Below are 26,519 nucleotides of genomic sequence, written 5' to 3' on the forward strand. Positions count from 1 at the left end.
GGTATTCCCCCTTATTAAATATATGTAGCGGTCCACCAGAATCTGGTGGGCCATTTTTTTTATCACATAATATAATATACTTTTATAAATTCATGATAGATATTCTGGGGTCTTGTCTCATATGTATATAATACAAAACATGTGAGGACAAGGAGACTTTATATATGAATACGTTTTTAAAGGGATTAATTTTTCTTGTAGTGGCGGCTTTTATAGGAGAATGTGTTGAATTTTTTATAAATTTAGTCCTTGCTAGACAACTTGGTGAACATGGGATGGGTTTGTATATGACGATATTGCCCTCGATCTTCCTTGTGGTGATTTTGGCTAGCTTAGAACTGCCCATCTCTATCTCGAAATTTATCGCGGAGAAAAAAGAAAGTTACCATCAAAGCATGATGAAGCATGCCGCTAGATTCGCAATTAAACTTATGTTTGCCTTTATAGCTATTGCATTCTTTATTGTGCCGAATGTTCCTATATTCGATCTTTATCATCCTATGGTGAAATGGTTATTCATTATCTTGATACCAATTGTTTCTTTCACTTCTCTGACTAGGGGATATTTTATGGGGAAACAGGATATGAGTAAAATAGCTCTATCCAATTTTATGAGAAAAGCGGTACAGCTCTTATTGTTAGTAGTAATTTATCAATTATTTTCTTTTGAGCTAAACACCTCCATACTGATTGCACTTGGTACCTTGATAGGAAGTGAGTTAGTAGTTTGTATTTATTTACTTCATGCTTTTTATATTAAGTGGCAGGTTGTAAAACAGGGGAAATACACAGTGTTAACTAAGAAAGAGGTCCATAAGAACCTTTTAGCAGTTTCACTACCAACAACGGGAATGAGACTCTTTCATGCCCTCACTCATGCTTATCAACCTTTTTTGATAAAGGCAGCTTTACTTCGATCGGGTGTCTCAGAAGAAATGGCTACCGAACAATTCGGTCTAATGACTGGGGTTGCAATGAGCATTGGTTTCTTTCCAGCCTTTATAGCACATTCTTTACTTATAGCACTAATTCCAACTGTATCGGAAGCGTATGAACGGAAAGAGTTTGCAAGGCTTCAAAAAATCTTACAGCAAGTTATATTAATAACTGCATTATATGGGATTCCAGCAGTTGTATTATTCTACTTTTTCGCAGATCCGCTTACACATATATTCTTTCAATCATCATCTGCAACATTATATTTACAAATATTATGGCCATATTTCCTAATACACTTTTTTGTTATCCCAATGCAAGCATATTTAATAGGGTTAGGGCTTGTAAAGGATGCGTTCTTCCACTCAGTGTGGTCAACTGTCTTCCAATTTATTTTAATGTTTGTGCTCGGATCCACACACTTGCAAATGCAAGGAGTTATTATTGGGATGAATTTTGGAGCGGTATTAATCATGATGCTTCATTACCTAACAATTTGCCAAAAAATCGGAGTATCAATCTGGTTAAAAGATCCTATAAAAAGGTACTATTAGAGATGAGGAAGTTTTTATATTAGGAAAAGTTACTTCTAAAAGTTATAATGGGAGCAAAAAGAGGGGGACATGATTTGAAGAAGATCGCATTAATCATATTAAGTATCTTTCTATTAGTAGTAGCGGGCTGTGGCAATAAGGATATGGGTGAACCCATTACTGTTCAGAATCATAATGGTGAGGATGTTACTTTTCCAGCTGATGAACCTGTCGTATTTTTCTTTATGACTACATACACCTGAACATTGTGTCAAAAGCAGCTAGTTCAGCTGCATGAAAACCTTGAGCAATTTCAAGATTTAGGTGTGAAGATGTACATTGTTAGTGCGGATCAACCCGCACAACAAAAAGAGTTAGTCTTGGCTTTACAAGAAAGATATGATGAGGTAGTTCCTTTCGTTGCAGACCCAGATTTAGTATTGATTGATAAGATGGGAATGAAGAATGAAGATATTGCATACCGTGGCTATGCCATCCTAGACCAAGATGGAACTGTAGTGTTAGCGAAGCAGAATGATCATTGGGGAGAACAAATTGATCAAACCTTTGAGGACATTTCTAACGAATTGAAAAAATAAGTTTTGACAAGAGCTAATAAGAGTGACTCTCTTTTTAGCTCTTTTTATATTTAAAAAAACAACAGTGTTGTTATTTGCACTGTTGATTGTAGTGGAAGGACGCGAGACTCCTGCGGGAGAGCGGGTCACGGGAGACCCCACAGGCGCGCTTTTCGCCGAGGAGGCTCACGGACTCGCCCGCGGAAAGCGAGTGTCCTGTAACGAAAATCAACAACAAGGTATAACAGAACCTATTTCTTAATTAAGTTTAAAAACTTCAAGAAATTGTAAGAAATGCCCTTCCTGTTTTACCGTATAATATAAGAAAAAAGTCAATATATGAGAAGAGGTAAAATGATGGATTTTTCTTATGTAGCCTCAGAGGATAAAATACGTAAAGCTTATGAAGATGGAGAATTCAAAGAATTGCCTGGACTGGGTAAACCGTTAGTGTTAGAGGATTTATCAGCTGTTCCAGAGGAATTGAGAATGGCGTACAAAATGCTTAAGAATGGCGGATATAACCCTGATGAATACAAGCTTAAAAGCGAAATAAAAACGATTGAAGATTTAATAAAAGTTAGCAAGGATGAGCACCAAATTGACATTTTTAAAAAACAGCTAAATGAAAAAACAATACGCCTAAATAGTATGATAAAGAAAAGGCAAATTAATCACTCTGCCGCTTTTAAAGATTATGGCAATAAGATATATGATCGGTTTAAATAAACAAAATAAATTAGTAGCCTTTACTTAATAAAGTGAGGCTTTTTTTATTGACGAGTGTTCTTAAAACACAGGGGCTATACTTTATGGGAAACAAGATGAAAAAAGTCCTTCATAAAATGAAGAAGGACTTTTTTGTCTTAGAATCTATATGGAAACATCCGGCTTAACGATTACTTTTTATCAACATCCTCAGGTAACGGGTCAATTGTTTCAGCATCATCACTATTAATTCCGATATGGACAGTATACAAAAAAACGCCAACTCCTAGTAAAAGCATAACAAACAAACCGATTAAAGTTAGCCATAATTGAACCATTTTTATCCCCCCTTACTGACGTATATGCAAGGAGGGCTTGGTACAAAACGAAAATTAACAAATGAAAGGAATTGACAACTAAAACCAATTTCATTATCATCTAATTAGATATATATCTAATTAGTTTTAAGGTGGGTTTATATGCAGTTATCCCGATTAGTACAATTTCATAAAGTTTTAGCTGATCCAACAAGAATAAAAATGATTTTATTATTGAGCAACAAACCTTTGAATGGTCAAGAACTTGCTGAGATGTTGAATATTTCAACACCGACAGTTACTCATCATGTCAATAAGCTAAGAGAAGTTGGACTTCTCCATCAACGGCGTGACAAAAATACGATTTATTTTACTTTAGATGAAAAGACGTTAGAGCGTAGTAACGAAAGCATTATAAAATTAATACGACAAGCAAAGAGTGAGGAGGGTAAAGATATGTTAAGCGAGGAACAAACCCAGATGAGAGATCATGTTATTCAAAATTTCTTCACTAGTGATGGTAGATTAAAGCAGATTCCTTCTCAATTAAAGAAAAAGGTAATTATATTAGAATATTTGATTGGAAAATTAGAGAAGGAAAAACAATATCAGGAAAGAGAAATAAATCAATTTATTAAGCAATTTCATGACGATTTTGCTACAATAAGAAGAGAGTTTATTATGCACCAGTTTATGTATCGTGAGAATTCAGTGTATGAACTAAATCCACGAGAATTATGGACGAAATGGGAAAAACTTTCATAATAAATAAGGACTAGGACTATAGTGGACCTAGTTTTTTTGTATCCATATGATCTATAGTAAAATGTTACTAGAAGAGTGGAAGACCTAGAGCAAAAAGGAGTTACTAAAGTGAGATTAATTAGCACTTCAGAATATGATCATAAAACCATGCAGTTAGCGAGACCTATTTATGATAAGCAGAAGCGGGTTCTTTTGGCTGCAGGACGTTCCATACATCCCAAATACCTAGAACGGATTGTCGCAATGGACATTCGCTATTTATTCGTAGAGGATTCGATATCTGAGGGGATTACTTTAGAAGAGTTAATGGATATGCCTACGTGGATAGATGCTATTGAAATTGTTCAGAAGCAATTTGATTTAGCTACTTCTAATAAGTCGCTAGAAGTTAAGAGTTTAAAGCAGATTGTTTCCAAGCTTCTTGAAGAAGTTGAAAAGAGAAAGGCGATTGTCCTGATTCCTACAACATCTATTGCTGAGGACTTACGAAGAAATGCCCATGCTGTTAATGTAACATTATTAGCACTGCAAGTTTCTAAAAAGCTTAAAATAAATAAATTACAGCTGAGAGATCTAGCGATTGGTGGATTATTGCATGATATAGGTAAAGCTTTGACTACTGACGATGAGCAGCATCCACAGCAAGGATTTAACTATTTGCGAAAGGAAAGAGAGGTAAGTCTTCTTTCAGCTCATGTTGCTTATCAACATCATGAACAAATTGATGGACAAGGCTTTCCTAGAGGGCTAACAGGAAAGGAATTTCATGAGTTTGCACAAATTTGTGGAATTTGTAACCTATATGAAAATATGATTTCCAGAGAAAATATCCCTCCACATATGGCAATGGAATTAATTATGACGAAAAGTGGAAGTGGTTTTGAACCTGAGATCGTGCAAGCGTTCATTAACAGTATTCCGAGCTATACACCTGGTACAAAGGTGGTCCTAAATAATGGTGAAGTAGCAATTGTAACTAGAATCAAATCACTTATGCAGCGTCCTACTGTACGTTACTTGTCTACTAATGAAGAAGTATCTCTAGAACAAGACTATACGTTATTAATTACCGGTATGCTGGAAGAGAAGTAATAGAAAAAGGCCAATCATAGTTGATCGGCCTTTTTTGTATGTAGGGTAATTAAGATAGTAAAATCCATATCAAATTTCCTAACGTGACGTAATCTCCCCCAGCCCCTCGAGGTCAAATAGACAAACGAAGTACTTACACCTTTTGTTTTACTTTTTTATATTTCCAAGTTCTTCAACAATTGCTTGTATCTCACTGATTGAAAAGGTTGGTTTGCTCTTAACAAGCATGTATATGTCCTTTAACTCTTCGTATGCTTCTTCATTGAAATGGGAGGACTTTAATACGCCCATATTTAAAACCTTAAGTTTTTGCATAATCTCATTTACCATAAATTCGATGTTCTCTTCTGTTTTCTGATTTAAATCCACATCAATCAGCTCCTTGTTCGCTATGTACTAACTATATTGTATCACGAATGCATGATAAAAAATGTACTGTCTTGTTTGGAAAACGATATATATAAATAGAAGTTGTCTTACAAGAGTTTAATCCTTCGTCAAAAAGGTAAAATAAACAAAAAGAGCAGGAAGAGGAGATAAAATGGTAAGCATTACCTCAATTCCAACCTTTCTAAAGGATTTATGGGGAAGGTTTCATCATGATGAAGTAGCAGGGCTTTCAGCTGAGCTAGCGTATTTCTTTCTATTATCACTATTTCCATTTATGATTTTTTTAATTACCTTAATTGGTTATTTACCGATTGACCAGGAAACGGTGATTAGCTTCTTGAGACAATACGCCCCAGGTGAGGCAATGAATTTAATCGAAAATAATATAAGTGGAATTATTCAAAATCACAACAGCGGGCTATTATCGTTCGGGATTATAGCTACGATTTGGTCTGCCTCTAATGGATTGAACGCGGTTATTCGTGCGTTTAATCGAGCCTATGACGTAAAGGAGACTCGTTCTTTTATAGTAGCCAGGTTGATGTCAATTCTGTTAACGATTGCGATGATTATTGTTATTGTGATTGCATTGTTATTGCCTGTTTTTGGTAAACAAATCGGATTATTTATATTCTCTGCCATGGGTTTATCGGAGACGTTTTTAGTCATTTGGAATGCAGCAAGATGGATTATCAGCTTTTTTGTGTTGTTTCTAGTCTTTAGCTGTCTGTACTACTTTGCCCCTAACAAGCACTTGCATTGGAAGGAAGTATTTTCAGGAGCATTTATCGCAACTCTAGGTTGGATCATTGTTTCATCTGCTTTCTCTTACTATGTAGGAAGCTTTGGGAATTATTCGGCTACATACGGAAGCCTAGGTGGGATTATCGTTTTAATGATTTGGTTTTATTTGACTGGAATGATTATTTTAATAGGTGGAGAAATCAATGCCATCATAAATTCTAAGCGGGAAAAAAAGCTTACATGATATTACCTCCTCTATTATTGGTGTAATCGGAGATGATAGTAAGGAAGGTCGTAACCTTCATAACGTTACGAGGGGGATTATGATGAGTAAAAAGAAAAAGCGTAAAAATGACCACCATAAGGGAAATAGTCCTAAACATAAAACAAGTAGTAGTGCAAACGGGCATAACAATTACCATTGATAAAAAGGGAACCAGTTTTACGCTGGTTCCCTTTTCTATTCCTGTATAATTTCAAACTGATAATAAGCGGAATTATAGATATGTTCAATATCTAAATCTGTCATATATAGTAGCTGTTCTTCCGCAATCCCCTTTGTTCGTTGGATAAAGTTAATCATGTTAATACGTTCTTGTCGACTCATTTTTAACCCACTCCTTTTCTGTTTTAATACAGTTTGTTGTTTTGTTAATGTTATTATATAACAGTTTAGAATATATGTGCAATACTGTTTTTAAAAATTCTGAAAAATAGGCAAAAAAATAAAGCAGCTCAATTCTGCTGCTTTTAGTTTTCCGCTATAGGAGCTAACTCTTTCTTACCAAATCGTACAATGATCAGTAGTATGATTAAAAGGAAAGAACTTATAATGTGAAAATAACTGATTTGCTCAAACCATTGAATAAGTACCCCACCTAAAAATGGTCCCGCTAGACTCCCGATGCTAAAACTAACTCCGCATAATAAATTACCTGTAGGTAAGAGTTTCTGTGGCATCAGATCTGCCATATAACTAATTCCTAATGAGAACGTGGACCCAACCATCATCCCTGCTAAACTAAAGCAGATGAGTAATCCTATAACTGATCCAGAGTCTTCGAGCAAACTAGCTAAGAAAAATGCACTCGTTCCTGAAATTAGAACAATCATTAACACATTTCGTCTTCCGAGGCGATCACTTAGCATTCCAAGTGGAAGCTGTGTAATGATACTACCTACAGCGAAAGAGGTGAGTAAAATAGATACATTGGTGACATTCAATCCAATCCTTAGTCCGTAAACGGGGAAAATTCCATTAAGCGATGATTCTAAGAATCCATATCCAAGTGTGGGAAGAAAAGCTACCCAGCCATATTTCCATGCTTGTTTAAAACGTCTAAATGTATCAATTGTTGAAGAAACCTTGAAATCTTCCTCTGGTAATTCGTTATTTAAGAAAAAGAGAAATCCCCAACCGATTAAACAAAGTAAAGATGAGATTAAGAAAGGTAATGCCTCATTGATTTCGACCAAAGGAGTCATGAGGGGTCCTATTGCAAATCCGATTCCAAAAAATAGACCATATAAAGAAATATTACGTCCTCTATTGTCCTTTGTAGAAAAAGAGGTAATCCACGTTTGAGTGGCAAAATGTAAGGCGTGATCACCAATTCCAATGATGAATCTTAAAGCAAACCAAAACCAAAAAGAACTCCAAACGGGAAATAAGGCTAAAGACAAGGCAACCATTAATCCCCCAGTCATGATAATCGGTTTATATCCATATTTTCTTAGCGGGTTTTCCATAAATGGTGATGCAATTAATATTCCAATATAAAGTGCTGTTGCATTTAATCCATTTAATGTGGAATTTACCCCATCATTTTCAAAGATTACAGCAATTAAGGGTAAAAGCATTCCTTGTGAAAATCCAGAGATCGCCACTGTGCTGACAAGTATCCAAAATCTAAAACGAGTACTCATTTTTTTCCTCACTTTGTTCATAACAGATTTGTTTCATACCTTTCAGATGGTACCACCGATTTTATCGAAGTGCCACTATAAAATTCTGAGCTTGGTATGGTGAAGTGAGGAGGACATGAAGGTATACTATGAGTAAGAAGATAAAGGGAGTGATCAACATTATGAAGTTTGAAATGAAAGAGGTAGGTTTTAAAACGAATGTTGAATATGGTGAATTGCACGTATCAGGTAATGAGGAGTATGGGTTTCGACCATATCAATTAATGGTTGCTTCCATTGCGGTTTGTAGTGGAGGTGTATTACGTACCATATTAACTAAAAAGAAAATGGTAATTGAGGATCTCTCTTTCTCAACGGAAGTGGTACGCAATGAAAAAGAAGCAAATAGAATTGAAAAGATTCATATACATTACTCCATTAAAGGTCAGGACCTCGACCCTACGCAAGTAGAAAAGGCTATTCATTTAGCAAGTAAAAACTGCCCAATGGCACAGTCTGTTAAAGGAAGCATCGAGATTGTTGAGACATTTGAATTAGTTTAAAACTAGTTAAATTAAACAAGAGATGGAAAATTAACAATAGTAAAGCGCCTTGTCAAATGATAAGGCGCTTTACTATTGTTATCGTTTTAGGAATTAGGAATGAAAAGCTTTAGGGTTGAGATGAGTATATCACCTATTTTGAAAGTTGTAAATATTCAAATAAATTAAAGTATAAAATGTTTTAGCATAAATTTGTGGTTATTTTGGATAATCTACTTTTCATTGTGGAAACTAAGAAAAAAATAGATTTTCTTGAAAGGGGCAAATAATAAATATGAAGGCAGCACTTACAGGACTGTTATCATGTCTTCTTCTATTTACTAACGGAATGATTTCTTATGCTGAAGAGAAAGCAGAAAAAACGGAAGAAAAAGCGGAAACGAGCGAAGTAAGTGAAAAGTTTAAGGTTCCTAATTCTGTTATGAATATAACGAAGGAAAATACTTATCCAAATCCTACTCAAGACTTACCATATCTACAGCCAAGTGATTTAGCGCAACAACTTATTGACACATCAGAAGTTCCGATTGAAAATCCTGATCTCATCAGAATGTTAAATGAGACGACCATTTCAGACGCACCATTAGCATTCGGATATCGTGCGACCATTTATATGGGTCAATGGCCATTGCATTACGAATCAAGTGAGACAAGTGCTAATTGGGAATATCAAAAGATTAATACAAATATGTATGATAATCGCGGTGGAAAGGCAGCACACCAAATTCACTACCAGCAGGAAGCTGAAAAGCATGTAAAAGGTGGACTAACCGCTAAAATTGAAAGTGCAGAAGATGTTAAAAAAATGATGCTTTTAAAGGCAATGCAAAAAACAAACCTTCCTTTATCTTTCCAAACCATCATTGGAGCGGGGACAAAGAAGGATCAAGTTTATAATATTGCGCCAAAGCGCCTAGGATATCTATATGGTTATGCTCCAGCCATCAATGAAAAAGGAAAAGTAACCTTTGGTGAAGTTTATCTCGTACTAAAAGGAAATAAGCGTAGTCTAGTTATTAAAAATGTTACCTCCCAGGGAATCGGAGCCTGGATTCCTATCCAAGACCACGTGTCCTTTGGATTTGTAGTATCAGAGCGTCCAAGATAAATAACAATATTGATGATTTAACACAGTAAAGCGGTGGGGGCCTGGCCCCCACCGCTTTACTGTGTTAACGTGATTTGTTTGGGTTGGACAATGGGATCTCATCATTGTTCAATAGATGGTGTTCTTCTGCTTGTCTTATTCCTTTATTGAATAGAGTTTGAGCTAATACTTTACGGGCGATTTTTGAGGCTTCCCAATAATGAAGGTCGTCAACCAGTCCGGTGACGGTATATTCATGGCCCCGAAAGCTTGCATTTAGAGTAGTAATCCCAAAGACTTGAAATGGTTCAATAATTTGATTGTGTAAATCTTTTTTTAAGGTATGATCAAGTTGATGGTTCAAATGCCCACATACCTCTTCTAATAATGAAAAGATTTCCTCAGGATTCTCTCTGTAGCTTATTACCGCTCTTTCAATTACACGCATCCGATCTATGTTATAGTTTTGAATTTGCTTAACTTCCCCGTTACTTATGGTCAGTAGTTTTCCACTCCACTCTCGCACCTTTAAGAAACGTAATCCGATATCTTCAACAGTCCCATTAAATGTATTGTTAACTGTAATAAAATCACCTTTATGAAGCTGCTTCTCGTAAATAAGAAAGATACCAGAAAGTAAATCCCGTATTAGGCTTTGTGCACCAAAACCTACGATAATCCCGACAATACCGGCTCCTGCTAGAACTTTGCCAAAATCGTCGACTATAAAGGATAAACCATAAAGAATTAGGCCGATTGTGGCTGTGTATCTAAGAAGTGATTTAATCATACTCTCAAGAGTCTTCTCTTTTCTAACCTCAATGAAGTTAGTTCGTTGAAAAAACTGATGAACACTACGATTAAGCAAATATATGCCGATTAGAGTAGCGAATAAGACTAAAAAGAATTGTGCTAACGGATGTTCCCAGATGGCTTGCGCTACTTCCATTTTATATTCCTCTTCCCGAGTTAGATATAGTTTAATTGTGGTTCTTTTACATAAAATTATGTACACAACCTATAAAAATGGGCATACTATGGGTATAACAAAAATGCTTTTGTAAGGAGAAATATAATGGGTAAAGCTTCTACTAATAAGGAATCACAGCTATCTTACTTGAAAAACCGTTTAGAGATGTTTATGGATGTAATCGATCATTTAGACCCAGAGCATGCTGAGGTCGACGATATAGATCGATTAATTCAAATACTAGATGATATGGAAATTAAGGTAGAACAATTTAAGAAAGATCAGTAACACACAGCAACCGCTGTGTGTTTTTATATGAAAGAAAAGTTTAATGTTTCAATTGGAGTTCTTTTACAAATTCAAGGTGATGACTGTCATCGTAATACATCGTATAATAGTAGTGGTAAATATATATAATGCGTATGGTCATACGCCACCCATTGGGGTTATGCGGGGGAAGGGAGATTTACATGATGCAAAAGCTTCAAGAAAGTATGTACGAGCTAATAGTTGAAACTTCTACTAACTTGCCAAGAGACGTTCGTCGGGCAATTAAATCAGCAAAAGAGAGAGAAAATGCTGGCACACGTGCTGCTATGTCTCTTGCAACCATTACAAATAACATCACGATGGCAGATGAAAACGTTTCACCAATCTGTCAGGATACGGGATTACCTACCTTTAAGGTAAAAACACCGGTAGGAGTAAACCAGTTAAAAATTAAAGAAGCGATTAAAGAAGCTATGGTACAAGCAACAAAGGATGGGAAAATGCGTCCTAATTCCGTGGACTCCTTAACAGGTGATAATAGCGGAAATAATTTAGGTGACGGTGTTCCAGTTATCAAGTTTGAGCAGTGGGAAAAGGATTATATCGACGTACGCCTGATCTTAAAGGGTGGCGGATGTGAAAATAAAAATATTCAATATAGCTTACCATGTGAGCTAGAAGGACTAGGTCGTGCAGGTCGTGATCTAGATGGTATTCGTAAGTGTATTATGCACTCTGTTTATCAGGCACAAGGACAAGGCTGTAGTGCCGGCTTCATCGGTGTAGGAATCGGTGGAGACCGTTCGAGTGGATATGACCTAGCTAAGGAACAGTTATTCCGTTCCAATGATGACATTAATCCAAATGAAGAACTTCGTAAGCTAGAAGAGTATGTAATGGCTAATGCGAACGAACTTGGAATTGGAACAATGGGATTTGGAGGCGAAACAACTTTACTTGGCTGTAAGGTTGGTGTAATGCATCGTATTCCAGCAAGCTTCTTCGTTTCTGTAGCTTATAATTGTTGGGCATTCCGCCGCCTAGGCGTGAAGCTAGATCCGGAATCAGGAGAAATCCAAGATTGGATGTATCAAGATGGAGAGAAAATTGATTTCTCTAAAGAAGTAGCTGCTGCTGTTGAAGAAGTAGAAGAGACAAGAGAAGTTGTCTTAGAAGCTCCAATTACAGAAGAACAAATTCGTGAGTTAAGAGTCGGAGATGTTGTTGTCATCAACGGTATGATCTATACTGGCCGTGATGCAATTCATAAGCACCTTTCTACAAATGATGCTCCAATCGATTTAGATGGTCAAATTATCTATCACTGTGGACCAGTTATGTTAAAGGACGAAGATGGCACATGGCATGTAAAGGCTGCTGGACCTACAACCAGTATTCGTGAAGAGCCTTATCAAGGTGATATCATGAAGAAGTTTGGTTTACGTGCTGTAATTGGTAAAGGTGGTATGGGTGCTAACACTCTTAAAGCTTTAGAAGAGCATGGTGGAGTTTACCTGAATGCAATTGGTGGTGCAGCACAATATTATGCCGACTGTATTCAATCAGTAGAAGGTGTTGATTTGATGGAGTTCGGAATTCCAGAAGCAATGTGGCATCTAAAAGTAAAGCAATTTAAAGCTGTAGTAACAATGGACTCTCATGGTAATAGCCTTCATAGAGACGTTGAAAAGTCTTCTCTTGAAAAGCTTGCCCAATTTAAAGAGCCTGTATTTAAATAATTTCAAAACGATGGGTGTTTTATGCGCCTATCGTTTTTTTTATTGTTTTAAATTTCGCCTTTTTGTTTCTTGGAAAACCTTTCACAGCATGTTTTCATCTATAATACAGAAACTACATGTAGAGTTAGAAATTAATGTTTTTTATATAAATCAAATAAATGGAAAGGAGATGGGAGAATGAAGCGAAAAAAGGGCTTAATACTACTTCTAACAGCATTATTAATGCTTCCTACTATGGCGACCGTAGATGCTAATACGTATTCAAATGCTAAGTTTAACTGGGGCTTTAAAAAGAGTGTTAATCACGAGCCACCTTCTGCTGGGAAGCAGTTGGATGACTTACTATCAAAATATAACAGTTTCTATTTAGGCGATACGACTAAAAAAGAAATCTACCTTACCTTTGATAACGGATATGAAAATGGATATACTGCACCTGTTTTAGACGTCTTAAAAAAGAAAAATGTACCGGCAACCTTTTTTGTAACAGGCTACTACCTTAAGGATCAACCAGAGCTTGTGAAACGAATGGTCAAGGAGGGTCATATTGTCGGAAACCACTCCTATCATCACCCTGACCTCACAACCGTAAGTGATGTTAGACTTAAGAAAGAGCTTGAATTAGTTAAGGAAGAATATGAACAGCTTACTGGTGAAAAAGGGATGAACTATTTACGTGCCCCTAGAGGGGTTTTTAGTGAGAGAACATTAGCTCTTTCAGAACAATTAGGTTATACAAATGTTTTCTGGTCATTGGCTTTTGTTGACTGGTACACCGATCAGCAAAAAGGCTGGAAATATTCTTATGATCAAGTGATGAAACAAATCCACCCAGGTTCGATACTCCTTTTACACACTGTGTCAAAAGACAACGCTGAGGCGTTAGAGAAAATTATTACAGATCTACAGGCAGAAGGGTATGAATTCAAGAGTCTTGATGACTTAATGATGGAAAGAACTCTTCCACATCCTTGGTTATTTAGTTATGACCAGGATGCGATAAATTCTTAATCAGTGGGCGTTCCTTTGAGAACGCCTTTTGTTATTTCGTGCATAAATTGTAAGGAAACGTGCAAAAAAAGAGAAATTCCGTGCATATATGTCAAAAGACGTGCAAAATTCAAACATCGCCGTGCAAATATGTATAAAAGCGTGCAAAAACAATAGTTTACTGATGAACATGGCATTGAATTCCTAGATCAACCACAGCAATTCAAACTAACATTAGCAACCAACATATAGAATGACCACTTTTCATGATATAATACCAAGAAATTGTCTTTAAATGACAGAATGAACAAGAAATGATAGGCTATACTTTAACTAAGAACAATAAATGGAGCGGATATGATTGAAGAATAAGCAGCAAGATGGAGGAGCAGTTCTAGAAATAGGACAGGCATTTCCTTTAACGATAAAGAGATTAGGTATAAATGGAGAAGGTGTTGGATTTTTTAAGAGAAAGGTTGTATTTGTAGCAGGAGCACTACCTGGTGAGGAGATTGTTGCAGAAGCTACAAAAGTACAACCATCTTTAATAGAAGCAAAAATTAAAAGGATTCGTAAAAAATCACCTGATCGAGTAGCCCCACCATGTCCAATTTATGATCAGTGTGGAGGATGTCAGCTTCAACATCTAAATTATCAAGGTCAGCTGCGTGAAAAGCGAGATATTGTTATTCAAGCTTTTGAAAGATACACGAAAATTCCAATGGATCAGCTAGAGGTTAGGCCTACAATTGGAATGGAAGAACCTTGGAATTATCGAAATAAGAGTCAGCTTCAAGTGGGTCTTGATAAACAAAAAGTTATAGCAGGTCTTTATGGAATGAACTCTCATGAGCTTATTGATATTTCTGACTGTATGATTCAACATAAAAGCACGAATCACGTTACCCAGGTTGTTAAAACCATTTTACAGGACCTTAAAATATCTATTTACAATGAACGATCAAGAAAAGGACTCGTACGGACGATTGTAACAAGAGTTGGAATTGAGACTGGTGAACTTCAGGTGATTTTAATCACTACTCAAAAAGAAATCCCACGTCGTGAACTGTTAATAAAAGAGATTCAAAAGAGATTACCAGAAGTAAAATCGATTATGCAAAATATAAATGGTGAGAAAACATCGCTCATTTTTGGAGAAAAAACCCTACATATGGCTGGTAAGGATACGATTCAAGAAGTACTAGGTGACCTTTCATTTGAGTTATCGGCAAGAGCATTTTTCCAGCTCAATCCAGTTCAAACCATTAAGTTATATGATGAAGTGAAAAAAGCAGCAGCTCTAACAGGGCGTGAGAAAGTATTAGATGCCTATTGTGGAGTCGGGACTATTGGACTTTGGTTAGCCTCTTCGGCAAGTGAAGTACGCGGTATGGATGTGATTGCTGAATCAATTGATGATGCAAGAAAGAATGCTGCTAAGCATGGTTTTGCAAAAACATCTAAATACGAAGTAGGCAAAGCAGAACAGATTTTACCGAAATGGGTAAAGGAAGGCTGGAAACCGGGTGTGGTCATAGTAGATCCGCCAAGAACGGGTTGTGATCAAGGTTTGCTTAATACTTTGAAAAATATAAAGCCAAAGAAGATTATATATGTTTCATGTAATCCTTCAACTCTAGCTAAGGATGTTGCTGAACTAGGAAAGTTATATTCAGTACAATACATGCAACCGGTAGACATGTTTCCACATACAGCACATGTTGAAGTGGTAACTACTTTAACTTTAAAATAATGAATGGCAGAGGCTATATGGTCTCTGTTTTTTATTTTATTTAGCAAAATGGGGAAACTTTTTTTACAAATGGGACAACTATATGACATTTGTCATACTCCTCACTGTGACATTTATGACTTATCTAATGACAGTTTTCACTTTACAATTAGATTAATTAGTCGACGCCTGCATGTTAAGAACAGGCGAACCGCCGAGGAGGAATACATGACATGAGTAAATCAAATATTGCAAAACTAAAAAAAGATGTTTCTCCATATGAACAAACCGATACAAAAGCTAGTATTATACAGATTTTAAACACAATCGTTCCTTTATTAGTTCTATGGTATGGAGCGTATTTAAGCCTTTCAATTTCATATTGGGTAACCCTTCCTTTACTAGTAGCAGCTTCAGGGTTTATGGTACGTACGTTTATCTTATTCCATGATTGTTGTCATCAATCGTTTTTTAAGAGTAGAAGAGCGAATGACATTCTAGGGACAATCACGGGAATTCTAACGTTAGTTCCTTATCAGCAGTGGAAGCATAGTCACTCAGTTCACCATGCTACTAGTAGTAATCTTGATAAAAGAGGTACTGGTGATATGTGGCTTCTTACCGTAAAAGAGTATCAAGAGGCTACGTTATGGACGAAGATTTGTTACCGTTTTTATCGCAATCCGATTGTTATGTTAGGAATTGGACCGATAGCTACTTTCCTGATTCAGTACAGATTTAATCGTAAAGGTGCTAGACGTAAGGAAAGAATTAATACGTATGTAACTAATGTTTCCATTGTTGGCTTGTATGCTTTACTAGCATGGATCATTGGTTGGCAGAATTTCCTTCTAATTCAAGGACCAATCTTCTTCGTTTCAGGTATGCTTGGAATTTGGCTGTTTTATGTGCAGCATCAATTCGAAGACTCGTATTTTGAAAATGAAGAGGAATGGAGCTATGTGCAAGCTGCTGTTGACGGTAGTTCTTATTATAAATTACCAAAGGTATTACAATGGATTACTGGGAATATCGGATTTCACCATGTCCACCACTTAAGTCCAAGAGTACCTAACTATAATTTAGAAAAGGCACACAACGCAACACCACCACTTCACAAAGCAACGACAATTACGATTGGAACCAGCTTTAAGTCGCTTAACTATAGGCTGTGGGATGAGGATAACAAAACGTTTATTAGCTTTAAGGATTTGAAGAAAGTTAAATATTCAAAGCAAAATAAAGCTGGAATAATAGACGAACTCAAAACTAAGAGACCAAGTTTGCAGTCAAAATAAAGATGTAATACTAGACCCCACTTAAACTTGACGAATACAAGCAGAAGTGGGGTTTATTTATGGTAAAATAATGGTAGAAGTGAATGTTGGAAAGGAAGTACGTAGTATGAAGAAATGGGGAAAATTATTTAGGAAAAATACAGGACTCAGTCCCTATGTATGGGTTGTTTTCTACATTCTTCCGTTTTATTTTATATTTCATTCTTCCTCGACTTATGAAGTAGCGTTTGGAATCACAATGATTGTCCTGTTTTTTATCAGCTATGTATTATCCTTCGTCTCAAATGGGTGGCTTGTTTATTTTTGGACTAGTGTTCAAATAGCCATTTCAAGTGCGATGAGTTTGATATTTGGATATATATATTTTTCTCTTTTTCTTGCTTTTCTTATCGGTCATTTAAAAAACCGAATAGCGTTCTTTATCCTATATTTAGTCCTACTGATCAGCACGTTTGTCACAGTAAATTATGGGTTCGTAACAGGGAATCGGGTTTTCTTTACTCAACTTCCGTTTGTTTTTCTAAGTGTTTTAGCTGTAATCCTTCTTCCAGTTAGCACTTACAATAAGAACAAAGAGGATCTTTTACAGGGCAAGTTAGAGGATGCAAATAAACGAATCTCTGAGCTAGTTAAGTTAGAGGAACGACAACGAATTGCTCGTGATTTACATGATACGCTTGGTCAGAAGCTATCATTAATCGGCTTAAAGAGTGACTTGGCTGGCAAATTAATTCATAAAGATCCGATAAAAGCTAAAAGTGAAATAAAGGATGTACAACAGACAGCTAGAACAGCGTTAAAGGAAGTCCGTGAACTGGTAACACAGATGAGAGGCACAAAGCTTGAGGATGAAGTTTTTAGAGTGAAACAGATTTTAAATGCAGCGCAAATTCAATTTATCTTAGAGGGACAGCCGCGACTCACTAACGTCTCTTTAATTGCGGAAAATGTAGTCAGTATGTGTCTTAAAGAGGCTGTAACAAATGTAGTAAAGCACAGTAAAGCGAGTAAATGTACATTGAGTATTAAACCAACCTCAAATGCCTTAATCGTAAAGGTGCAAGATGATGGTGTTGGGATTATGTTAGAGAACGAGGATTATAAGGGAAATGGCCTTCAAGGGATGATTGAAAGACTGGAGTTTGTGAATGGAATTTTAGATATTCAGTCAGAAAATGGAACGACCATTATGATTAAAGTACCATATGCTCATAGACAGGAGGAGGTGGAAGAATGATACGTATTGTAATTGCGGAGGATCAAAATATGCTTCTTGGTGCACTTTCAGCGTTGATTGACCTAGAGGAAGATATGGAAGTGGTTGGAAGGGCAAGTAATGGTGAAGAGGCTGTTAAGCTTGTACATCTTCATAAACCAGATATTTGTATAATGGACATTGAAATGCCAGGGAAAAGTGGACTTGATGCGGCTGAAGAGCTAAAGGATTCTGGTTGTAAGATTATCATCTTAACCACCTTCGCTAGATCTGGATATTTCGAACGAGCAGTTAAAGCAAATGTGAACGGCTATATGTTAAAGGATAGTCCAAGTGACGAGTTGGCTAGTTCAATACGTAGTGTCATGGACGGACGACGTATTTATGCTTCAGAGTTAATTGATGAGGCTTATAGTCAAGAAAATCCATTAACAGAACGTGAGAGTGCTGTCATTGAATTGATGGCTGAAGGTAAAAGTACAAAGGAAATTGCGAGTCAGTTATATATAACAACAGGGACCGTTCGTAATTATATATCAGTGATTTTAGATAAGCTCGAGGTCACAAACCGTATTGAGGCAATCCGTAGGTTTAAAGAAAAAGGTTGGTTTAAATGACTTACTTTGCATAAGGGATAAAGATATAGCCATTATTAAATTTCTTATATCATAGTGAAAGTTGGACGGAGCTAAGTAGCTCCGTTTATTTATTTTGGGCGCCTTAGGTGTGAATGATGTTTTACATTTGTTTATAATAAAAGTAGTAAGGAGGGTAATAAGATGTCTACATATATAGAGTGGTTGAACAATGTTAATTATCTAGACTTCTTTATTGTCATCGCAGTGGTGATCGGTGTATTGGTGTTGCGTCTTTTGGTTTTATGGAGTACAAAACGGTTACAAAAGTATTATGACGCTACACGTAGTATGATTAATTGGTTTACGTTTTACGGAATTCTGATATTTTTACTTATTTATTTTTCGAAAGCAAATTGGATGTTTACAGGACTGTTTAGTATGGGAAATGTTGAAATAACATTTTTCTTGATCATTGTTGCAATCTTGATTATTTCTTTAGCTAGTCGCATTTCAAAAATCACAACAAATGTCCTTTTGCCGAATATCTATAGTCGTTACAACTTAGACAAGGGATTACGATTTACATTTGACCGCATTATTCATTATACGATTATGGTCATTGCCATCATAACAAGTTTAACAACTGTTGGAATTGATTTAAGTGCGTTAACGGTTTTTGCAGGGATCATAAGTGTCGGGATTGGGTTTGGACTTCAAAATATTGCTTCGAACTTTATATCAGGGATTATCCTTTTATTTGAGAGACCTATTAAGGTTGGGGATAGGGTCATTGTTGACGAAATTATCGGAGATGTAGAGAAGATTAATATGCGGGCAACGATTATTAAAACGCTTGATAATGAGCATATCATTGTTCCCAATTCTTATTTTTTAGAAGAGAAGGTTGTTAATCGTTCCTTTAGTGATCCTAAGCTTCGTCTCGTTCTGCCAATTGGGGTTGCTTATGGAACAGATGTAGATAAGGTTCGGGAGTTACTTTTAGAAGTGGCAAGAGAAGAACACCTCGTTTCTCCAACTGTTCTAACTTCACCTGAACCATTTGTGAATTTCGTAGGTTTTGGTGACTCGTCATTAGATTTTGAATTATTTGTTTGGATAGCCGATCCTAATCAGTTCATTGTCATCAAAAGTAATGTAAACTTTAGAATTAATCGTATTCTTGCAGATAATAATATTGAAATTCCATTTCCACAACGAGATCTACACATAAGAAGTGTCGATCAACAGGTTCAAAATAAATTTAAGTAAAAGAATGAGACCTACTACGGTATGTAGGTCTCATTCTTATTTTCGTTTAGCAATCTTCCAATTGGCTAGGAATTTTAAAAGGGAATTTACTAATCTTAGGAGAATAGAATATATAATCATGCTAGAGAGGGAGATTACAATAAACGCGAACTTACATACATATAAGATTAGAAACTATGTAGAAAATGATGCCGTAGAAATAGGAAGTTTTGATTTTATGGCAATGCTTGCGTACCAATATAATGGAGACTATCAAGCTGAGAATATTTTTTGTGCACAAGACGAAGAAGGTCATATTTTAGGAGCGGGTCATTTAGTACCAGATCAAACATGGTTACTGCTAGGAAAAGCTGATCAACCAGCTGACTTTATCTATAAACTAAATCTTGATATTTCGATCAATCACAACCGACCAGGAAGTGAGCGGGTATTAGAAGATTTATTTATCTCATTAGTTAGTCGAGCTAAGCAATTAAGAGCAGAGCACCCAACTAAAAAGATAAGCATTAGTCATACAATTGAATCAGATGATCTAGAGGAAATAGACTTCTATCTGTCTAAAGGTTTTATTGTAAGGAGAAACCATTTAATCATGAAAAGAGATTTAACAGAGCCTATTCCTGAGCAATCTCTCCCGAAACATATTAAAATCATCAACTGGAAGATGAAAACTCAAGAGGAAGAGGAGCAATATCTTAAAGCTGAAGAAGCGGCAGATGCAGATGGGCTCTCCTGGAGTATAAATACGTTGAGGTGGACAAAGGCAGGTGCAGAATGGGATACCTTTACAGCCTTTGAAGGAGAGAAAGTGATTGGTAGTGTAATGACATGGGGATTAGGTGCAGATAGAAGTGCGACGGAAAGTATTTTTGTTCTACCAGAGTGGAGACGAAAAGGGGTCGCGAAGGCGGTTATAACCGAAGCCTTGAAATTCCTAAAGAAGCAGGGGAAAACTGAGGCGACCCTAGGTGTATTCGATGAAAATGCAGGGGCAATTTCCTTATACAAAGCATTAGGTTACAAAATGCTTTCTATTAATATTGAGTTTGGATTGGAGATATAGATCTTGTTCGTGAGACAAGGTCCTTCTTAAATAATTGTAAGGAGAACAACACAAATGAGATATAAATTTGATTCAAATAAAAAATGGATAAGGGAAGGTTTAAAGTCCTTACTACAAGTGATTATTGCTATTCCCTTATCTTATTATTCCCTTTTCACTTTTGATACAGGTGATTCATTAAGCTTGATTTTAGGTGTTGTATTAACAGTATTTGTATTAATCCAGATTAATCGTTCTGTATACTATTTTACATTACACCAGAAAGACTACCTGATCATGGAAAAAGAGTCAGTATCCATATACAAAGGAAATTTCTTCGCAAGAAAAGTCATTCCATATAATAAAGTGGAACGCGTTGTTCAAATTGAAGACCTGATCGTCTTTAGACTTCAAAATGGGGAAGAAGAGCAAATTTACACAGAGTTGCTTTCTGGTGAGGGTACCCTTGAAGTGAAGAAGGCACTTAAATGTAGATTCGGACAAAAGGCGATTGCTTTTTAACGGTATTGATCCAATTTTTAGAGATGAAACCATATGAATAAGGTTATCAAGAAAATTAGGGGTGAAGTATGAGGTTCTGGAAATCTAGAAAATTCCTAGTTTTGACTTCAGTTGCATTTATTGTTTCAGGGCTAATTTTCTACTTTTTTTATGGTATGCCGTGGAACTTAATTACCTATAAAGGAATGTTTGAATCGTATTTAGAAAATAAGTACGAAGAGGATTTTGTTATTGCAGAGATCTCATATGACCTTCTTCACGGTGGAGGAACGTATCACGCATATGCCTACTCAAAGAATAATCCTGAGGTCATGTTTTATGTAGGACAAAATGTAAGGCAAGAGGAGCTTGAAGATTCCTATCATTATGAAATGTGGAGGTTTCAGGCTCATAATGAATGGACTCCTATTATAGAAGAAATTTTCCCTACTAAGTTTAATCATTCAGTAGAGGTTAGAGATTTTCTTGATCCCACTGATACAGAGAGTTCTACTTTATCGAATTATAAGGATATGGTGACTTTAGAAATTGGAGTAGCAATGAACAATACTACGATAACGAGAGAAAACAAAGAAACAGAGTTGAGAAAGGTTTATAAACTTTTAGAAGACTTGAACAAAAGAGGAGTAAACCTGCATCACTTTGGAGTAGATTATAAAAATAAGACACTGCAATTAAATAATCATGAGGTTCGGTCTGTAAAACAGCATGGGGATCTAGTCAATGTATTAATGGATTATAAATGAACGCAAGGCTAGACTGTATAAATAGGGAACTCGCCGAAATATTACGGCGAGTTCCCTGTTTATGTGTAAGTTATCTTATTACCCCATGTGGAAGCATGGCATGAACGCCCTTTACTCCGTTAACAACCTGAGTAATTCTTAAGTCAACCGCAACACTTGCTAACGCTGTTGCCTCTGTTTTCTCGATGTTGTAGATTTCTTGCATCAGCTGTACCATTTCATCTAGGGCAGTAGCAGTTGCTTCATTTAGATCCTCGTGAAAACCAAACGTTATCCATGCTGTTGGAGTCTTTGCTCTTGGCATGTTAACCTGCATATTGTCATGGACTATTAAGGTGATATCGACATGATCCATCGGACACTCTATTGCAGTACCAGATACCTCACCATCACCTTGTACAGCATGTCCATCTCCAATCGAGAACAGTGCGCCATCAACAGATACTGGTAGGAATAGGCTAGTTCCTCTTACTAGCTCCTTGCAGTCGATGTTTCCGCCTGCATATCTTGGTGGAGCAGTTGGGTGGATGCCGTCTTCAGCAGGGGCAACTCCCATTAGTCCCATAAAAGGCTGTAATCCAACATGAAACTTTTTCTGACCTATTTCACAGCTGCCGGTCATCTTCGTTGTATCCAATTCCCAATCCAGCTGCACGGAAGGTGCTTCCGTAATCCCTAACTTTTCATTTTGCCAGCTATTATTGCCGCCTGCCCAATTGCGTCCGTACCAACCAGGTGTCAGATCATTCACTCTAACTTCTAGTACCGTTCCTGGCTTTGCTTCTTTTACTGCAATGGGACCAATGATGGGGTGTCCAGGACGTTCTTCCTTTTCACGAGAAGTATAAACAGTTCTTTCTTGCTCTTTGGAATTTGAATATCCCCATTGGATATCCGCAGTTGTTAAATGAAGAGAATCTCCAGAGTTTACCGTTATAATTGGCACATACTCCTTACTAAAGGAACCATGCAGATGCTCGTTTTTAAGTTCAATTTTATGGATCAATACGTTCACTCCTAAATATGATGTTCTTGCTCGCTCATATTATTTCAATAAAATATGACAAAAAACCTTCTAAAAATTTAAAAAGGATTATTTCGTTTCCATATTATTGGAAATTTTGGTAAAATGTAATTATCCTTAAGAGGACTTTGTTCGTCATGTAGTGTGATTCAACTTCATGGAACTTTCATATGGGTTAGTAAATAAGTATAGTTCTTTTGACCTATGGGCATTACTGTATTAAGATTTTATGTATGAAACTTTACTGTCGTTTAACTTAATGAGGATTGAGAGACAGTTTGGTAATACCAGAAAAGAAAAGACTAGTCAAAAGGAACTAGTATTTTCAACATAAATACTATATTTTTCAAATTAATAGGAATATATTCCTGTATAGCTATTGCATATAGTCCTATATTCCTATATATTATTATTAGAGATAGTAAATTTAATAGATAATGATAAAGGCAAATCCGTTGAAAGATGGAGACGCAAAGCTAAAGGGGCTAAGATCAGTTAAGTGATTACGCCAGCCAGTTACCGATAGATCATCTTCCTATACAGATAGATAGACTAATCGGGATTTTTGGATTAGTCTATTTTTTGTTTCTATCACCATAACCATTCAAAGGAGATTGGTCTGTATGGAATTAATTTATTTATTGTTGGGGTTACTGATAGGTGCGGTGGGTCTACAATTTTATAAAATGTTCTTAAAGGCAAAGGTTAAGGATAGATGGGCTAATGAAAAGAGAATTTATAATTTAGTGGAGAGCTCGAAGGACATCATTTACTATTATGAAATAAAGCCTGAGCGTAAGTTCAGATACTTAAGTCCGTCCATTGATAAGATTCTAGGTGAAGGACTCGTTTCAGAAAGTTACCGAAATCCGAATACTCCACTAGAGTTAGTGCATCCAGATGACTACCACATCATCCTCAGTAAATTATCCGGAGACTTAGATTTTAATGAACCAATTTTACAACGTTGGAGAGATTCTCAAGGAAATTTTATATGGTTTGAAGAATATGCATCTCCAATCTTTGAAGAAGGAGAATGTGTGGCAATTCAAGGGATTATCAGAAACATCGATGAAAAAGTAAAATTGCAGGAGGATCTTGAGTATCGTATTGCTCATGATTCTCTGACGGGAATATATAACCGCAGTTACTTCGATGAACAAATGGAGAAGTACAATAAGGCTGTAGATACACCAGTTTCTGTCATTCTATGTGATTTAGACGAATTAAAGGTACTAAACGATACTTACGGACATAAGACGGGTGATTTGCTTATTAAAGAAGCAGCACATATACTAAATCAATTTTCAAATAGCAAGACCGTGGTAGCTAGAATAGGTGGAGATGAGTTTGCCATTCTATTAGAACATGAAGAAGGAAACCCTTCTTATGCTAGTCAATTAGTCAACGATATCAAGCAGAGTATCTATTTATATAATCTTGAAAGTGAAGCATTGCAAATAAAAGTATCAATTGGATTTTCACATAGCTCATCCTCATTCGGACAAATGAGTAAGCTATTTGTTACAGCTGATGCAAAAATGTATCAAGAGAAAAATCAAAAACGCGAACTACAATTAGAAGGTTATAAAAATTAGGCTGTCGACGTGTGAAAAGTCGTCAGCCTTTTTACTTATAACACATCAACACGTTAAAGCATCGGGGGCCAGGCCCCCGATGCTTTAACGTGTTAAACTATGACAGAATGAGTTACTTTTATTACTGTTGGCTGAGTAGTTTCTGGATGACTAGGTTTGTTAGGTTTGGTACTACATCAAGAGAGTATGTTAATTCCATTCGTTCGTATTTTTTGTGTGCATCAAAGCCGTATGGTCCTATGTTGATTACAGGAACGTTGATTTCTCTAATATCCTGGTAATTAACATAGTGCTTTGAACCCCAGCCTGGATTATTGGAAGTCACTGCTTCAATTCCAGCAGGGTCATCGCTTAGAGCGACAAAGCTCATATCAGAGATGTATGGAAAGAAGTTACGAACAACAATGGGATGCTGATAGCTTGGCTGAATTTCTGAAACTGCATCATCTAATGCCGTAATTAAGTTGAGTTCAGCATCGTTTTTACCGCTGAGTTCGATTCTTGGTGAATACAGAGACGAATAAAATAAAATCATAGCTGGACGTTTGTCTTCCATCCATTTCCACGCTTCTTCTACTACTCTAGCAGCAAACATTCTAGTATCTAAGCTTTGATCAAGTAGAAGTTGCTCTTTAAAGTTGGTCATGTGCTCTACATAAGAAAGGCCATGCGCTTCTATAAGCTGCTTATTCATTTCTTCATAGGTATACACACGTGGAACCCAAGTTAGCTCTTTAAATGGCTCTCCACTTATCTCACAATAGGTTTTATATCTGTCACGATATAATTTTAATGAGTTCTCGAATGCTATATGAGCCTCTGCCTTTAGCTTTTCTAATACTTCCTTTGGGGTCCACGAGTGGATAAAGAAATTATAGTAGACATATGCTGAAAGGGCCGTTTGGACAGTATAAGACGGCTTTAAGTCAGTTTGCTTTAATGAGACAGGAGGTACTGTTATTTCTCCGAATGCTTCATTACATAAAGCCGGATTATAATTTATCTGCCTTGTTAATTCAGCTGCTAAGAAGTTTGGATCTAACCCCTCAAAGCAAGAACCAACATGTGTTTCAGCACCCGTAATAAAGAATGAAGGCAATAGTTTTCCAACTGTTCCTTTATAAATATATCGATTTTCATCTCCCTCATAACGGGGTGAAACAAAGTCGGCATTAATGGCACCGATATAATTGAAACCATGCTCTTCCTTCCAAGCGATTAGGTCTTTTAGAGCAGATAAGATTCCATGCGAACCGTCCTCTTCATCACACTCTGCTACTATCACGAGATTTCCCAGAAGTTGATCAGGATTTTCTGAGTAATACTTTAATAGATATAGATGACTAGCTAATCCGCTTTTCATGTCTAAAACACCACGACCAAACATCCATTCACCAGAATGAGCATGTTCTTTTATACATTCATCATGCAGGTTTTCTTTCTTAATTTCAGCGAGCAGCTCATCAGGATGGATGGCCTTATCAGCTAAATGGTTGAAGTCATCAATTCCAACAGTGTCCATATGTCCCATTAAAATGATTGTAGGTTCTTGTTGTTGACTCGCTTTCGTACCTTTTACAAAGGCAAGTACATTGTAACGTTCTTGATCATCATCAATTGTCTTTGTCATTTTAATATGGGTAGGATTTTCCTTGAAATATGGATAAGAAGAAAGGAGAGTATATAATGCCTGGGCAATTTCCTTTTCGCCGCTTGTGTTCACTATACTTTCTATATTAACTAGTTGTTTTGTTAGAAATAGCACTTCTTCTCGGCAATGTAACAAATTGAACACCTTCTTTATGTGATATGAGTACAAAGTATCTTAATCTCTAACAAATTACAATAGGAAAGGTGATAAAAAAAGATTACTATTTTTAACAATGGATGTTTTCTAAACTTTTGTG

General features: G+C 36.4%; 28 protein-coding genes and 1 riboswitch. Of the genes, 21 read left to right on the top strand and 7 right to left on the bottom strand.

All coding sequences use genetic code 11. The features are described from left to right. The first annotated feature begins 164 nt into the window (after positions 1-164). From G4D63_RS16420 to G4D63_RS16435, 4 genes are all read left to right on the top strand, one after another. The gene (locus G4D63_RS16420) at positions 165-1,490 is read left to right on the top strand and encodes a polysaccharide biosynthesis protein (RefSeq protein WP_163180769.1); all 1,326 of its coding nucleotides are present in this window, start codon (positions 165-167) and stop codon (positions 1,488-1,490) included. A 74-nt stretch (positions 1,491-1,564) separates the two neighbouring features. Beyond that, on the top strand, positions 1,565-1,732 hold the full coding sequence (locus tag G4D63_RS16425; protein ID WP_163180770.1) for a hypothetical protein: 168 nt from the start codon (positions 1,565-1,567) through the stop codon (positions 1,730-1,732). Between the two features lie 3 nt (positions 1,733-1,735). Next, the gene (locus G4D63_RS16430; protein ID WP_163180771.1) at positions 1,736-2,068 is read left to right on the top strand and encodes a redoxin domain-containing protein; all 333 of its coding nucleotides are present in this window, start codon (positions 1,736-1,738) and stop codon (positions 2,066-2,068) included. Between the two features lie 333 nt (positions 2,069-2,401). After that, a complete protein-coding gene (locus tag G4D63_RS16435; RefSeq protein WP_338023990.1) occupies positions 2,402-2,776 on the top strand; it encodes a DnaJ family domain-containing protein in 375 nt (124 codons plus the stop codon). Positions 2,777-2,946: 170 nt separating this feature from the next. On the opposite strand, the gene G4D63_RS16440 is transcribed toward G4D63_RS16435, so the two are convergent. Beyond that, positions 2,947-3,093: a hypothetical protein gene (locus G4D63_RS16440; protein ID WP_163180772.1), complete on the bottom strand. Its 147-nt coding sequence runs from the start codon at positions 3,091-3,093 to the stop codon at positions 2,947-2,949. Between the two features lie 141 nt (positions 3,094-3,234). Here G4D63_RS16440 and G4D63_RS16445 point away from each other — a divergent pair, with 141 nt between their 5' ends. Together G4D63_RS16445 and G4D63_RS16450 are read left to right on the top strand one after the other, a co-directional pair. Then, a complete protein-coding gene (locus G4D63_RS16445; RefSeq protein WP_163180773.1) occupies positions 3,235-3,837 on the top strand; it encodes a DUF2087 domain-containing protein in 603 nt (200 codons plus the stop codon). A gap of 108 nt (positions 3,838-3,945) precedes the next feature. Beyond that, positions 3,946-4,929, top strand: coding sequence for an HD domain-containing phosphohydrolase (locus tag G4D63_RS16450; protein ID WP_163180774.1), 984 nt, complete (start codon positions 3,946-3,948; stop codon positions 4,927-4,929). Between the two features lie 147 nt (positions 4,930-5,076). Here the strand turns inward: G4D63_RS16450 and G4D63_RS16455 are convergent, their stop codons facing one another. Next, a complete protein-coding gene (locus tag G4D63_RS16455; protein ID WP_163180775.1) occupies positions 5,077-5,298 on the bottom strand; it encodes a DUF1128 family protein in 222 nt (73 codons plus the stop codon). 172 nt (positions 5,299-5,470) lie between these two features. On the opposite strand from G4D63_RS16455, the gene G4D63_RS16460 reads away from it, so the two are divergent. Continuing rightward, positions 5,471-6,307 carry a YihY/virulence factor BrkB family protein gene (locus G4D63_RS16460; RefSeq protein WP_163180776.1) on the top strand — a complete coding sequence of 279 codons (837 nt, stop codon included), beginning with the start codon at positions 5,471-5,473 and terminating at the stop codon, positions 6,305-6,307. Between the two features lie 216 nt (positions 6,308-6,523). Here the strand turns inward: G4D63_RS16460 and G4D63_RS16465 are convergent, their stop codons facing one another. Together G4D63_RS16465 and G4D63_RS16470 are read right to left on the bottom strand one after the other, a co-directional pair. Then, on the bottom strand, positions 6,524-6,670 hold the full coding sequence (locus G4D63_RS16465; protein WP_163180777.1) for a BH0509 family protein: 147 nt from the start codon (positions 6,668-6,670) through the stop codon (positions 6,524-6,526). Between the two features lie 143 nt (positions 6,671-6,813). After that, entirely contained in the window at positions 6,814-7,989 is a 1,176-nt protein-coding gene (locus G4D63_RS16470; RefSeq protein WP_163180778.1) for an MFS transporter, read from the bottom strand. 161 nt (positions 7,990-8,150) lie between these two features. On the opposite strand from G4D63_RS16470, the gene G4D63_RS16475 reads away from it, so the two are divergent. Both G4D63_RS16475 and G4D63_RS16480 read left to right on the top strand, forming a co-directional pair. Continuing rightward, complete coding sequence (locus G4D63_RS16475; RefSeq protein WP_163180870.1) at positions 8,151-8,531, top strand: OsmC family protein; 381 nt, start codon at positions 8,151-8,153, stop codon at positions 8,529-8,531. A 274-nt stretch (positions 8,532-8,805) separates the two neighbouring features. Further along, positions 8,806-9,639 carry a YfkD famly protein gene (locus tag G4D63_RS16480; RefSeq protein ID WP_163180779.1) on the top strand — a complete coding sequence of 278 codons (834 nt, stop codon included), beginning with the start codon at positions 8,806-8,808 and terminating at the stop codon, positions 9,637-9,639. A 64-nt stretch (positions 9,640-9,703) separates the two neighbouring features. On the opposite strand, the gene G4D63_RS16485 is transcribed toward G4D63_RS16480, so the two are convergent. Then, positions 9,704-10,567 carry a mechanosensitive ion channel family protein gene (locus G4D63_RS16485; RefSeq protein WP_163180780.1) on the bottom strand — a complete coding sequence of 288 codons (864 nt, stop codon included), beginning with the start codon at positions 10,565-10,567 and terminating at the stop codon, positions 9,704-9,706. Between the two features lie 126 nt (positions 10,568-10,693). Between G4D63_RS16485 and G4D63_RS16490 the strand changes: the two genes are divergently transcribed. The 11 genes from G4D63_RS16490 to G4D63_RS16540 all read left to right on the top strand — a co-directional run bounded on the left by G4D63_RS16490 (position 10,694) and on the right by G4D63_RS16540 (position 21,990). Further along, positions 10,694-10,876 carry an SE1561 family protein gene (locus G4D63_RS16490; protein ID WP_163180781.1) on the top strand — a complete coding sequence of 61 codons (183 nt, stop codon included), beginning with the start codon at positions 10,694-10,696 and terminating at the stop codon, positions 10,874-10,876. Positions 10,877-11,061: 185 nt separating this feature from the next. Beyond that, positions 11,062-12,597 (top strand): fumarate hydratase, encoded by a 1,536-nt coding sequence (locus G4D63_RS16495; RefSeq protein WP_163180872.1) that lies wholly within the window; start codon positions 11,062-11,064, stop codon positions 12,595-12,597. A 177-nt stretch (positions 12,598-12,774) separates the two neighbouring features. Continuing rightward, on the top strand, positions 12,775-13,608 hold the full coding sequence (gene pdaA, locus G4D63_RS16500) for a delta-lactam-biosynthetic de-N-acetylase (protein WP_420837826.1): 834 nt from the start codon (positions 12,775-12,777) through the stop codon (positions 13,606-13,608). A 340-nt stretch (positions 13,609-13,948) separates the two neighbouring features. Next, entirely contained in the window at positions 13,949-15,340 is a 1,392-nt protein-coding gene (gene rlmD, locus G4D63_RS16505) for a 23S rRNA (uracil(1939)-C(5))-methyltransferase RlmD (protein ID WP_163180782.1), read from the top strand. Between the two features lie 212 nt (positions 15,341-15,552). Continuing rightward, the gene (gene desA / locus G4D63_RS16510) at positions 15,553-16,617 is read left to right on the top strand and encodes a Delta(5) desaturase DesA (protein ID WP_163180783.1); all 1,065 of its coding nucleotides are present in this window, start codon (positions 15,553-15,555) and stop codon (positions 16,615-16,617) included. A 106-nt stretch (positions 16,618-16,723) separates the two neighbouring features. After that, positions 16,724-17,854, top strand: a complete 1,131-nt coding sequence (locus tag G4D63_RS16515) for a sensor histidine kinase (protein WP_163180784.1) — start codon at positions 16,724-16,726, stop codon at positions 17,852-17,854. Further along, positions 17,851-18,450 (top strand): response regulator transcription factor, encoded by a 600-nt coding sequence (locus G4D63_RS16520; RefSeq protein WP_163180785.1) that lies wholly within the window; start codon positions 17,851-17,853, stop codon positions 18,448-18,450. Before G4D63_RS16515 ends, G4D63_RS16520 begins: the two co-directional genes overlap by 4 nt. 162 nt (positions 18,451-18,612) lie before the next feature. After that, positions 18,613-19,680: a mechanosensitive ion channel family protein gene (locus tag G4D63_RS16525; RefSeq protein ID WP_163180786.1), complete on the top strand. Its 1,068-nt coding sequence runs from the start codon at positions 18,613-18,615 to the stop codon at positions 19,678-19,680. Between the two features lie 118 nt (positions 19,681-19,798). After that, positions 19,799-20,743 carry a GNAT family N-acetyltransferase gene (locus tag G4D63_RS16530; protein WP_163180787.1) on the top strand — a complete coding sequence of 315 codons (945 nt, stop codon included), beginning with the start codon at positions 19,799-19,801 and terminating at the stop codon, positions 20,741-20,743. A gap of 54 nt (positions 20,744-20,797) precedes the next feature. Continuing rightward, positions 20,798-21,244 (top strand): hypothetical protein, encoded by a 447-nt coding sequence (locus G4D63_RS16535; protein ID WP_163180788.1) that lies wholly within the window; start codon positions 20,798-20,800, stop codon positions 21,242-21,244. A 68-nt stretch (positions 21,245-21,312) separates the two neighbouring features. Next, the gene (locus G4D63_RS16540; RefSeq protein WP_163180789.1) at positions 21,313-21,990 is read left to right on the top strand and encodes a hypothetical protein; all 678 of its coding nucleotides are present in this window, start codon (positions 21,313-21,315) and stop codon (positions 21,988-21,990) included. 70 nt (positions 21,991-22,060) lie between these two features. On the opposite strand, the gene G4D63_RS16545 is transcribed toward G4D63_RS16540, so the two are convergent. Then, entirely contained in the window at positions 22,061-22,996 is a 936-nt protein-coding gene (locus G4D63_RS16545) for an acetamidase/formamidase family protein (protein ID WP_163180790.1), read from the bottom strand. 453 nt (positions 22,997-23,449) lie between these two features. Continuing rightward, a riboswitch (cyclic di-GMP riboswitch) is annotated at positions 23,450-23,538 on the top strand. Between the two features lie 99 nt (positions 23,539-23,637). Here G4D63_RS16545 and G4D63_RS16550 point away from each other — a divergent pair. Beyond that, positions 23,638-24,612: a GGDEF domain-containing protein gene (locus G4D63_RS16550; RefSeq protein WP_163180791.1), complete on the top strand. Its 975-nt coding sequence runs from the start codon at positions 23,638-23,640 to the stop codon at positions 24,610-24,612. Between the two features lie 121 nt (positions 24,613-24,733). On the opposite strand, the gene G4D63_RS16555 is transcribed toward G4D63_RS16550, so the two are convergent. Further along, a complete protein-coding gene (locus tag G4D63_RS16555; RefSeq protein WP_163180792.1) occupies positions 24,734-26,398 on the bottom strand; it encodes a M20/M25/M40 family metallo-hydrolase in 1,665 nt (554 codons plus the stop codon). Between the last annotated feature and the right edge of the window lie 121 nt (positions 26,399-26,519).

The organism is Bacillus mesophilus (assembly GCF_011008845.1).
GTDB lineage: Bacteria > Bacillota > Bacilli > Bacillales > SA4 > Bacillus_BS > Bacillus_BS mesophilus.

What these genes read in the sequence shown, in the direction of transcription:
- G4D63_RS16420 (WP_163180769.1), top strand. Translation starts at nt 165, where the DNA reads ATGAATACGTTTTTAAAGGGATTAATTTTTCTTGTAGTGGCGGCTTTT.
- G4D63_RS16435 (WP_338023990.1), top strand. Translation starts at nt 2,402, where the DNA reads ATGATGGATTTTTCTTATGTAGCCTCAGAGGATAAAATACGTAAAGCT.
- G4D63_RS16440 (WP_163180772.1), bottom strand. Translation starts at nt 3,093, where the DNA reads ATGGTTCAATTATGGCTAACTTTAATCGGTTTGTTTGTTATGCTTTTA.
- G4D63_RS16445 (WP_163180773.1), top strand. Translation starts at nt 3,235, where the DNA reads ATGCAGTTATCCCGATTAGTACAATTTCATAAAGTTTTAGCTGATCCA.
- G4D63_RS16460 (WP_163180776.1), top strand. Translation starts at nt 5,471, where the DNA reads ATGGTAAGCATTACCTCAATTCCAACCTTTCTAAAGGATTTATGGGGA.
- G4D63_RS16465 (WP_163180777.1), bottom strand. Translation starts at nt 6,670, where the DNA reads ATGAGTCGACAAGAACGTATTAACATGATTAACTTTATCCAACGAACA.
- G4D63_RS16470 (WP_163180778.1), bottom strand. Translation starts at nt 7,989, where the DNA reads ATGAGTACTCGTTTTAGATTTTGGATACTTGTCAGCACAGTGGCGATC.
- G4D63_RS16475 (WP_163180870.1), top strand. Translation starts at nt 8,151, where the DNA reads ATGAAGTTTGAAATGAAAGAGGTAGGTTTTAAAACGAATGTTGAATAT.
- G4D63_RS16480 (WP_163180779.1), top strand. Translation starts at nt 8,806, where the DNA reads ATGAAGGCAGCACTTACAGGACTGTTATCATGTCTTCTTCTATTTACT.
- G4D63_RS16485 (WP_163180780.1), bottom strand. Translation starts at nt 10,567, where the DNA reads ATGGAAGTAGCGCAAGCCATCTGGGAACATCCGTTAGCACAATTCTTT.
- G4D63_RS16490 (WP_163180781.1), top strand. Translation starts at nt 10,694, where the DNA reads ATGGGTAAAGCTTCTACTAATAAGGAATCACAGCTATCTTACTTGAAA.
- G4D63_RS16495 (WP_163180872.1), top strand. Translation starts at nt 11,062, where the DNA reads ATGCAAAAGCTTCAAGAAAGTATGTACGAGCTAATAGTTGAAACTTCT.
- pdaA (WP_420837826.1), top strand. Translation starts at nt 12,775, where the DNA reads ATGAAGCGAAAAAAGGGCTTAATACTACTTCTAACAGCATTATTAATG.
- desA (WP_163180783.1), top strand. Translation starts at nt 15,553, where the DNA reads ATGAGTAAATCAAATATTGCAAAACTAAAAAAAGATGTTTCTCCATAT.
- G4D63_RS16515 (WP_163180784.1), top strand. Translation starts at nt 16,724, where the DNA reads ATGAAGAAATGGGGAAAATTATTTAGGAAAAATACAGGACTCAGTCCC.
- G4D63_RS16520 (WP_163180785.1), top strand. Translation starts at nt 17,851, where the DNA reads ATGATACGTATTGTAATTGCGGAGGATCAAAATATGCTTCTTGGTGCA.
- G4D63_RS16525 (WP_163180786.1), top strand. Translation starts at nt 18,613, where the DNA reads ATGTCTACATATATAGAGTGGTTGAACAATGTTAATTATCTAGACTTC.
- G4D63_RS16530 (WP_163180787.1), top strand. Translation starts at nt 19,799, where the DNA reads ATGCTAGAGAGGGAGATTACAATAAACGCGAACTTACATACATATAAG.
- G4D63_RS16535 (WP_163180788.1), top strand. Translation starts at nt 20,798, where the DNA reads ATGAGATATAAATTTGATTCAAATAAAAAATGGATAAGGGAAGGTTTA.
- G4D63_RS16540 (WP_163180789.1), top strand. Translation starts at nt 21,313, where the DNA reads ATGAGGTTCTGGAAATCTAGAAAATTCCTAGTTTTGACTTCAGTTGCA.
- G4D63_RS16550 (WP_163180791.1), top strand. Translation starts at nt 23,638, where the DNA reads ATGGAATTAATTTATTTATTGTTGGGGTTACTGATAGGTGCGGTGGGT.